Annotated in this window: 9 protein-coding genes; 2 read left to right on the top strand and 7 right to left on the bottom strand. The window is 50.7% G+C overall.

Translation table 11 applies throughout. The features are described from left to right. A partial coding sequence (locus QVO51_RS01170) for a hypothetical protein (RefSeq protein ID WP_441295903.1) occupies positions 1–347 on the top strand: 347 nt, incomplete at its 5' end. Between the two features lie 10 nt (positions 348–357). Then, positions 358–504 (top strand): hypothetical protein, encoded by a 147-nt coding sequence (locus tag QVO51_RS01165; protein WP_022356895.1) that lies wholly within the window; start codon positions 358–360, stop codon positions 502–504. Positions 505–585: 81 nt separating this feature from the next. Here the strand turns inward: QVO51_RS01165 and QVO51_RS01160 are convergent, their stop codons facing one another. The 7 genes from QVO51_RS01160 to QVO51_RS01130 form a co-directional block, all read right to left on the bottom strand. Beyond that, positions 586–2,850, bottom strand: coding sequence for an ABC transporter permease (locus QVO51_RS01160; protein ID WP_022356894.1), 2,265 nt, complete (start codon positions 2,848–2,850; stop codon positions 586–588). A gap of 12 nt (positions 2,851–2,862) precedes the next feature. Beyond that, on the bottom strand, positions 2,863–3,561 hold the full coding sequence (locus QVO51_RS01155; protein ID WP_022356893.1) for an ABC transporter ATP-binding protein: 699 nt from the start codon (positions 3,559–3,561) through the stop codon (positions 2,863–2,865). A 148-nt stretch (positions 3,562–3,709) separates the two neighbouring features. Beyond that, positions 3,710–4,117, bottom strand: coding sequence for a flavodoxin (locus tag QVO51_RS01150; RefSeq protein WP_022356892.1), 408 nt, complete (start codon positions 4,115–4,117; stop codon positions 3,710–3,712). A 10-nt stretch (positions 4,118–4,127) separates the two neighbouring features. Next, a complete protein-coding gene (locus QVO51_RS01145) occupies positions 4,128–4,700 on the bottom strand; it encodes a DUF3793 family protein (protein WP_022356891.1) in 573 nt (190 codons plus the stop codon). Between the two features lie 172 nt (positions 4,701–4,872). Beyond that, complete coding sequence (glgB, locus tag QVO51_RS01140; protein ID WP_022356890.1) at positions 4,873–6,723, bottom strand: 1,4-alpha-glucan branching protein GlgB; 1,851 nt, start codon at positions 6,721–6,723, stop codon at positions 4,873–4,875. Positions 6,724–6,783: 60 nt separating this feature from the next. Continuing rightward, entirely contained in the window at positions 6,784–7,683 is a 900-nt protein-coding gene (locus tag QVO51_RS01135; protein WP_022356889.1) for a carbohydrate ABC transporter permease, read from the bottom strand. Beyond that, on the bottom strand, positions 7,680–8,600 hold the full coding sequence (locus QVO51_RS01130; RefSeq protein WP_338127148.1) for a carbohydrate ABC transporter permease: 921 nt from the start codon (positions 8,598–8,600) through the stop codon (positions 7,680–7,682). Before QVO51_RS01130 ends, QVO51_RS01135 begins: the two co-directional genes overlap by 4 nt. Positions 8,601–8,806: the final 206 nt, after the last annotated feature.

The following is an 8,806-nucleotide window of genomic DNA, read 5'->3' as shown; positions in this document are numbered from 1 at the left end:
GCGAGCCGCTGCGGAGCAATTCCTCCCGCAGCGAAAAGGCAAAGCACAGAACGCCCCAGGAGATGTTCCTTGCGGAAAACATGCTAAAAGCGGAGGAGAACCGCAGACAAAATCAGCAGGCTGGGGACAAGTATCCGGGAATCTGTCCCCGGAACCGGGTACTGCTGCGGATTGATCCGGACGGAAAGGAAACCGTGCTGCGGCACGGGGTGCTGGATTACGCCCTGCTGCCGGATGGACGCATTGTCTGCTCCAACGGCACACATGTACTCCTGTTGGAGGGGGAACAGCAAACAGAGCTGGCAAAAGCCAAGCTGGCACATGAATTGACTGTCTTGGAAGCGTAAGGAGGAACACATGCATCAAACCATCAAATACCCGGCGCAGGAATCAAAAAGCACTTTGAAGCAGGCATTGGACGTGCTCTCCATCTTGGTGAATCTCACGATCATTGCCGTTTCTCTGCTGATCCTCCAGGAACTGCGGAAAAAACACCAGGACTAGGGCAGGCTCTGTACGGTATTGCCTTCACGCAAAACGGGCACCAAGCGAAATGCTTGGTGCCCGTTTTTTACAAGGCGGTGATTATTCCACATTTTTGAGGGCTTCTCCCAGAGGCACGCCCTTGATGCTCCGGGTCTGGAGGTATGCCACCGCAAGGTAGCTGCACACGCCAAGCAGGAACATCTTCACATACACCGTAAGCGGCACATAGTATGCGAACCAGCCGGAGTAATCCGAGAAAATATACACGCACACGGTTTTCATCAGGTATGCGCACAGGGGAATGGTCAGCAGCATGGAACCGATCACCACAAGGGAAGTGGTGGTAATGTACAGACTGTTGATTTCCCGATTGCTGTAGCCCAGGATTTTGGTCATGGAAATGGACTGGGCATTCTTCTCCAGAATGATCTTGGACAGGAGATACACAATCAGCATGAACATGGCAACCCCGAACACCAGATAGAGCACCATCATATTGCCCATGGACTGCTTCAACTGCCGGGAGGTCTTGGTCATATCGTCCACTGTAATAGTGGTGGCAACGTACAGATCCTCAATGTCCGTGATCTTCTGGTTGGAAAAATAGCCGTTGAAGGCATCCGCCGGCTGGTCAAATGTGCTGTGGAATGCACTTTGCTCCATAAACACGGCAATGCCGGCAGGATAATAATGCACGCCCTTGATGGGGAAGCTGTATTCCTTGTCCCCGTATGCCTCCTTCACCCGAAGGGTATCTCCGGCGGAAAGCCCGAACTTTTCCGCATAGGCATTGGAGATCACCACGCCCCCGTCAAAGTTCAGATCCAGATAAGCACTGTCCGGCACCACTCCGTAAACGGTCACATCCTCGCTTTTCCGCTTATCATCCACCGTTTTCAGCGATGCAACACTGTATTTCTCTGCGCCGGGGGTGTTGGTTTCCTGGGGCACCTTCAGCACATACTGATACTGACAGATCAGATTGCCGGTGATCTCCTCCTGGTAGTGATCCAGCAGGGGGCCGAACATAAACCCGAACAGCAGCAGGAAATTGGCGAACAAGACACCAATGATAATCGTCACATAGTTTGGCATATTCTGGAAGATCACACGCAGCCGGAACCGCTTGAGAATGCCGATTTTCGTATTCAGCTTGAACGCCTTTTTCTTCTGCCGGCGTTTCAGATCCCGCCGCAGGAATTTCAGCGGCGAAAGGCTCATCTTGTTCACCAGCACCAGCAGATTGATGCAGAACATAAGGATCAGGGGTACCACTGTGGTCTTGACAAAAGCGTCCCCATTCCAGTGGGTCACATAGGTGGGCAGGCTGTAACTGCCGTAATACATATCCGCTATGTACTGCTTGAGCAGGGTATACCCCAGCACATTTCCCACAATGGCTGCCACCAGCATCACCAGCATGGGCATGGTCATGTAATGCCGCACCAACTCGCCCCTTGTGTAACCGGATGCCCGGAGAGTACCAATCACGTTGGCTTCCTTGGAAATGGTGTTGCTGGCAGTGATGGCAAAGACAAAGGCAATCATGAGGATCACCACGTACAGGAACACGGTAATCATGGTATTGTCCCCCTTCAGATCTGAACCGGTGAAAATAATCGCCTGGTTGCTGTAGGCGGGGATAAAACCGGTGACCTCATTCTGCTCCGCTTCTGCATCTGCTGCCAGGGTTTTCAGAAAGGCTTCGGACATTTCCTTTGCCTGGGAGTCGTCCGCCGGAGGATCGTCATAGATCCAGGCGTAGCTGTAGTGGAAATGGGCATCTCCCATGCTGTCCAAGCCCTCCCGGGTCATAATCGCCACTCCAAATTTGATGGAGTCAAACATCATGTCCGAGGGGCTGGCATACAGAGCGCTGTAATCCGACAGGGCAACCAGTCCGGTGATACGCAGGGGCTTCTCCCCCACCGTCAGCGTATCCCCCACGAACAGGCTGTTGTTGTCCGCATACATCCGGTCAATGGCGATCTCATCCGTCCGCTCCGGCAATGCACCCTCCATCAGGCAAACCTTATCCACCTGTTCCCGGTTGGCAAAGATTCGCAGGGTGCTGTCCACCTGGGCGGTTTCACGCTCCAGGTAGAAATTCGGGTACACCGTCAGCTTCTCCCCATTCAGCTGCTCCAGCAGCGCATCATTTGCCTGGGCATACAGCTCAAAGTTGCCATCCTCAATGTTATACTTGTCAAAGCTTTCATCGTAAGTGATAATCATGCTCCGGTTGGCAACCAGGAAGCCGGACACAATGGAAATCATGCCCGCCAGGAACAGAAACAACACAATGTACTTGCCGATTTCGCTTTTCAGCTCCCGGGGCAGCCGCTTGTTCAGAGGATTTTTCATCAAACTCCCTCCCTACCATTCCAGCTCTGCCGCACTTGTCCGGTGCTCGTTTAGGTAATTCTTCCGGATCGTTCCATCCCGCAGCTTAACCACCCGATCCGCCATCAGCTTAATGGCATCATTGTGGGTCACCATGATTACCGTATTGCCAAATTTCCGGTTCACCTCTTCGATCAGCTTCAGAATCTCCTTGGAGGTGTTGTAATCCAATGCACCGGTCGGCTCATCACACAGCAGAATATCCGGATTCTTTACAATGGCTCTTCCGATGGCGGTACGCTGCTGCTGACCGCCGGACAGCTGATTGGGCAGCTTATGCCGATGCTCATACAGTCCCAGGGTCTTGAGCAGCTCATCCACATCCAGTGGATTGTCGCTGAGGTATGCCCCTACCTCCACATTTTCTTTGATATTCAGATTGGGAATCAGGTTGTACATCTGAAAAATGTACCCCAGATGCTTCCGGCGGTACAGGGTCAGCGCTTTTTCGTTCATCTCTGCGGTCTTTTCCCTATTGATGGAAATGTAGCCGCTGTCCGCATTGTCGATGCCGCCGATGATATTCAACAGGGTGGACTTGCCGCTGCCGGATGGTCCCAGCAGAACACAAATCTCCCCCTTTGCAATTTCCAGGTCGATGCCTTTGAGTACCTCTACCCGGCTTTCGCCCTCGCCAAAATGCTTTTTAATTCCACGGATTTCAAGGAACATAATACCCCTCCTTCCAATTGGTTAGTGTTAGCTAACTACAAATAGAATACTCCAAAACAATGCATCTGTCAAGCCCTGACTGGTTTTTCATCCACATAAACAGAAAAGCCCGCATAAAAGCAGGCTTTTCTGTGAATTCTTATGGCATTTACTGGGCAAGCCTTGCGCCGAAGGCCTTGCACTTTTCCAGTGCCTCGTCGGAGGGCGCTTCATTTGCCATGAGTCCTTCCCCATCCAGCACCGTGGCGCCTGCCCCAGTCGCACGATCCACCCAGGAACGCATCCACTCTCCATCACCCCAGCCATAGGATCCGAACAGACCCACGGTCTTGCCGCTCAGCTCACCTTCGATGGAGGCGAAAAAGGGCTCAAACTCGGTTTCCTCCAGTTCCTCAGCGCCCATTGCCGGGCAGCCCAATGCGATCCGATCATAATCAGCGATCTTGCCGTTAAACTCCGATACCTTAAACAGGTCAGCACCTGCGCCCTCAGCCACAGCCATGGCCATCTGCTCCGTGTTGCCGGTTCCGCTCCAATAAATCACTGCTGTCTTCATATGAAACCTCCTAAGAAATCTTCAGTGCGCGATAAATGTCCACGCCCTGGTTTAGCTTATTGCACAGGAATTTCCTGCACCGCTCATAATTCCGAAAGCTGCGCTGGGCTTGTTCCGGATCCCCGTATACCTTCCAGCTGCCGCACAGCTTGTAGTGCTCCCCCTTGTGGGCAATGAACCCTTCCACATCCTCCGTGGGATACCCCAGAAAGATGCCGATCTCGTGGGGAAATTCAACCGCCTGCCCCATGCGCTGGACAAGTCGATCCAGATCCCGTTGGAGATCCGGTTCAGGGGCATAGCCATATCGTGCAAGGATTCTTCGGCGACAGGGATCCGCCAGACTTGCCGACAGCAGCTTCTCGTTATAAACCAGAACCAGCATGCACCGCTGACAGCGGCACATCAACCGGATCTTCAGTCCACGGCTCACTGCCTTGCGATTAAATCGGGCGCTTTGCTCTGCCACATCAAATTGATCCAACCGCAGAGAAACCAGATTTGCGCATTTGATTCCCAGCAGGGACGGAGCTGTATGATAGGCAAGCTTTTGCTCAAATTGCCGGCACTCCTGTTTGGACATATGCACCCTCCTTTCGGTTAGCTTTGGCTAACATATCTGCTTTAAAAAAGCAGTTCCAACGTCTGCACAAGTTAGCGTATGCTTACTGATAGAATCATAGCATACTCTGCATGATTTGTCAAGCCCCAAAAAGAAACATCCGGAGAATTTCTCCGGATGTTCGCAGCAATGTCTATTTTTTTGTCTTCGCCTGTGACTGTTTGGGCGGGATCACTTCCAGAATGGACGCAGAAAAGGGTGCCAGCTTCACAGCAAACCGGTAGCTCCGCCCTTTATGGGCTTTCTTCTCCGTTATGATAACGCCCTCATTCACCATACCCTCACCGCTCCAGCAAAAAGCGTCGCTGTTCAGCACTTCCCGCATAGCGCAGGGGGCATCCACACCCACATAGAAGGGAGCATAGCTTCGGTCAGACAGATTCAGCACAGTGATCACAGCCTGCCCATTGGCGCTCCGGCGGTAGGCATATACACACGCCTCCGGTGCATCCACTTCCAGCCAGCAGAATGCAGTGGGATCGTACTCATTCATGTACAGCGCCGGCATGGTCTGATACAGTTGGCACAACCGGCGGAAATACTGGTGGAAGGAATCGTGGAGCGGGTATTTTTGCAGGAACCAGTCCACCTCCACCTTTTCGTCCCACTCCCGGAAATGCCCGATCTCATTGCCCATGAAATTGAGTTTTTTTCCCGGATGAGTAAACATGTAGGCGTAAAGTGCCCGGCACTGGGGAAACTTCACCTGATAATTCCCCCACATTTTCTGCATGATGGTGGCTTTTCCATGCACCACTTCATCGTGGGAAAAGGGGAGCAAATACAGCTCGCTGCTGAAATACATCATGGAAAAGGAAAGCTGGTGATATCTGGAGCAACGCTGAGCAGGCGGCATCCGGAAAAAATCCAGAGTATCGTTCATCCAGCCCATATCCCATTTGTAGTCAAAGCCCAGCCCGTCATAATGCACCGGAGCCGTCACCTTCAAGAAGTTGGTGGAATCCTCGGCGATCAGCATTACGTTGGGAAACCGCTGCTTGATCTGGTAATTCAACTCCTTGAGAAACTGAACGCCCCCAATGTTGATTCCCCGGGACATATCCCCCTGCCAGTACAGCACGTTGCTGATGGCATCCATCCGCAGTCCGTCCACATGATAGTGCTCCAGCCAGAAGCATGCAGCAGAAATCAGAAAACTGCGAACCGTTGGCTTGTAGTAATCGAAGTTACAGCTTCCCCACTGGCTGTAAGCAATATCCTGTTCCTCATACTCATAAAGAGGTGTACCGTCAAAACGAATCAAGGAAAACTCATCAGTCACAAAGTGCACCGGCACGAAATCCAGGATGACCCCGATCCCGTTGGCATGACAAGCGTCTACAAACGCCATGAAATCCTGTGGGGTTCCATAGCGTGAGGTAACAGCATAAAACCCACTGACCTGGTAGCCCCAGGATCCGTCGAAAGGATGCTCCGACAAGGGCAGCAGTTCCACATGCGTAAAGTGGTTTTCCTTCAGATAGGGGATCAATTCCTTTGCAAGCTCCCGGTAGTTGAGCCATCCAAAGTCTTCCTCCTGATTTGGGTCATGGGGCTTTTGCCGCCAGGAGCCACAGTGAAGCTCATAAATATTCACGGGAATGTTGTACCCAATGTCCCGCTTGTGCATCCAGACGGCGTCCGTAAACTTGAATTCATCCAGCCGGTTTATAATGCTTGCTGTTTTCGGGCGCAGTTCCATCTGCACCCCGTATGGATCCGCCTTGTCCACGATTCTGCCGTCCGCCTGCTCAATCCGGAACTTGTACATATCCCCAGGCGTCGCCCCAGGTGCATACAAAGCATAAAAGCCGGAAAAATCATAATCCATGGGGATCGGCTCCCAGCCATTGTGACTGCATATGAGCCAGACCCGTCTTGCCTTTGGTGCATAAACCCGAAACTGACAGCCGTTCTGGTCGGGATGTGCACCGAAAAAGCGGTAGGCAGCTGTGGCATGCCCCTGCAAATAATCGTGCATCATAAACTACCCCCAAATAAAAAAGCAGGGTACAGTACATACCCTGCTTTCCGATGTGTGAAATTATTCCTTTACACCACCGAGTGCTACGCCGGCAATGATGAACTTGGAGAGCGCCAAGTAAACTGCGCAGACCGGGATAATGGACAGCATGATTGCGGTGTAGTTGACACCGTAGTCAGCAGTCTTATCGTTCGACATAACCGCACTTACCATCATCGGCAAAGTCTTCTGTTGCAACTTACCGGAAATCAGAATCATGGAAGTGGTGTAATAGTCATTCCACTTAGAGATGAATGCGAAAATCGCCTGAACGGCAATTGCCGGCTTCATCATGGGGATTGCAATCTTGATAAAGGTCTTGAATTCGCCGCAGCCATCAATTCGAGCAGCTTCGACAATTTCAAGAGGGAAAGTAGACTTCAGCGATTGCCGCATGAAGAACACGATCGCCGGTGACGCAATGCCCGGAATAATCAACGGCCAGTATGTATCCTCCAGATCCAACTGAATCATGAACTGCAGGAAGCCGGTGGATGTAACCTGAACCGGCACCATCATAACAGCCAGAATAAAGGTGAACGCAATGCCCTTTGCCTTGAAGTCATACACAACCAAACCGTATGCTGTCATGGCGGAGAAGAACACGATCAAGAATGTGGAGGAGCCTGCCAAGAATAAGCTATTCCGCAGACCGATCAGCGGGTCATATACCATGGCGTACAGATCATTGTTCAGCAATTCCTTGATATTACGGATCAAGGAGCTACCGGGAATGAGGGATACGCCTTCTGTTGTAATCTGGGTTACATTCCGGGTAGAGTTGATGATCAGAATGTACAGCGGAAGCAGACAGATAACCGTCAACAAAAGCAGTACAATCACGATGATCGCAGACTTGATCCGGGTGTTTCTGGTATAGCTTGCTTCAGAGCTCTTGCCGTAAACTACTTTTTTACTCATAAATCAAGCCCTCCAAATCCCTTGTTTCTCATCTTAGCCTGCTTTTTCAGCTTCTTGAGCTTTTTCTTCCGTTCTGCTTCATCCTTATCCCGGTTGAAGAAGAATACAAAGATACCCAGAATGCCTGTGATGAAGAACAGAATCACGGACGCAGCCGCAGAGTAGCCGTAACTCGGAGAATACGGAGTCTTATGGAACTTTTCATATACAAAGACTGCAGCAGTCTGAATATGCGGAACCAAAGTGTTGCCCGTATGCAGCAGATACGGAATATCAAACATCTGCAAACCACCGATCATGGAGGTAATCAAGGTGTAAACCATGATGGGACGCAGCAACGGCAGAGTTACCTTGCGGAAAATCTGGAAGCTGTTTGCACCGTCGATATTCGCAGCCTCAAACAGAGACGGGTTGATACCCATGATACCGGACATAAGCATGATCATGGTGTTGCCGAACCACATCCAGGTCTGGATGAACATAACCAGGATTCTGGAGTTGGTCTTATCGGTAATAAACCGGATCGGCTCTACGATCATTTCTTTGCTCAGCAACAGGGAGTTGATTGCGCCGTATTTACCATCCCCGAACAGAACCAGGAACAGTGCGGATACGGATGCTGCAGTGATGATGTTCGGCATATACATGATAACCTTAAAAAATCCCTTTCCGGGAATTTTAAGCTTGGCATCTGTAAACCAAACAGCCAGCAGCAAAGACAGAATGATCTGGGGAACAAAGTTACCCAGCCAGATGATAATGGTGTTCTGGAAATAATTGAAGAATTCTTCGTGAATCGCCTGAGCGGGAATACTTGTTTCCGATCCGAACAGAATGTTCTGGAAGTTCTTCAGCCCGACAAAGGTTTCAAGCGTTTTGCCGTTGCCGTAGAAGCTCAAACGAAATGTGTTGATCAATGGCCAAAGCTGGAAAATGCAATAGACAATAAAAAAAGGTGCTATAAACATGTATCCATACTTGGCGTAACTGATGGATTTAATACTCTTCTGTGCAGCTGACGCCATACAGCACACCCTCTCAAAGATTATTTAGCTAAAATATAAATATATGCCAATAGAGCGTAATGCTCTATTGGCGATATATTCATTGTCTTTCTACTGTA

It is taken from the genome of Ruminococcus sp. CAG:379 (assembly GCF_000434255.1).
GTDB classification, from domain to species: domain Bacteria; phylum Bacillota; class Clostridia; order Oscillospirales; family Ruminococcaceae; genus Ruminococcus_F; species Ruminococcus_F champanellensis.
Note: the sequence above shows the minus strand (reverse complement) of the source record. Positions and strands in the feature narration are given on the sequence as shown.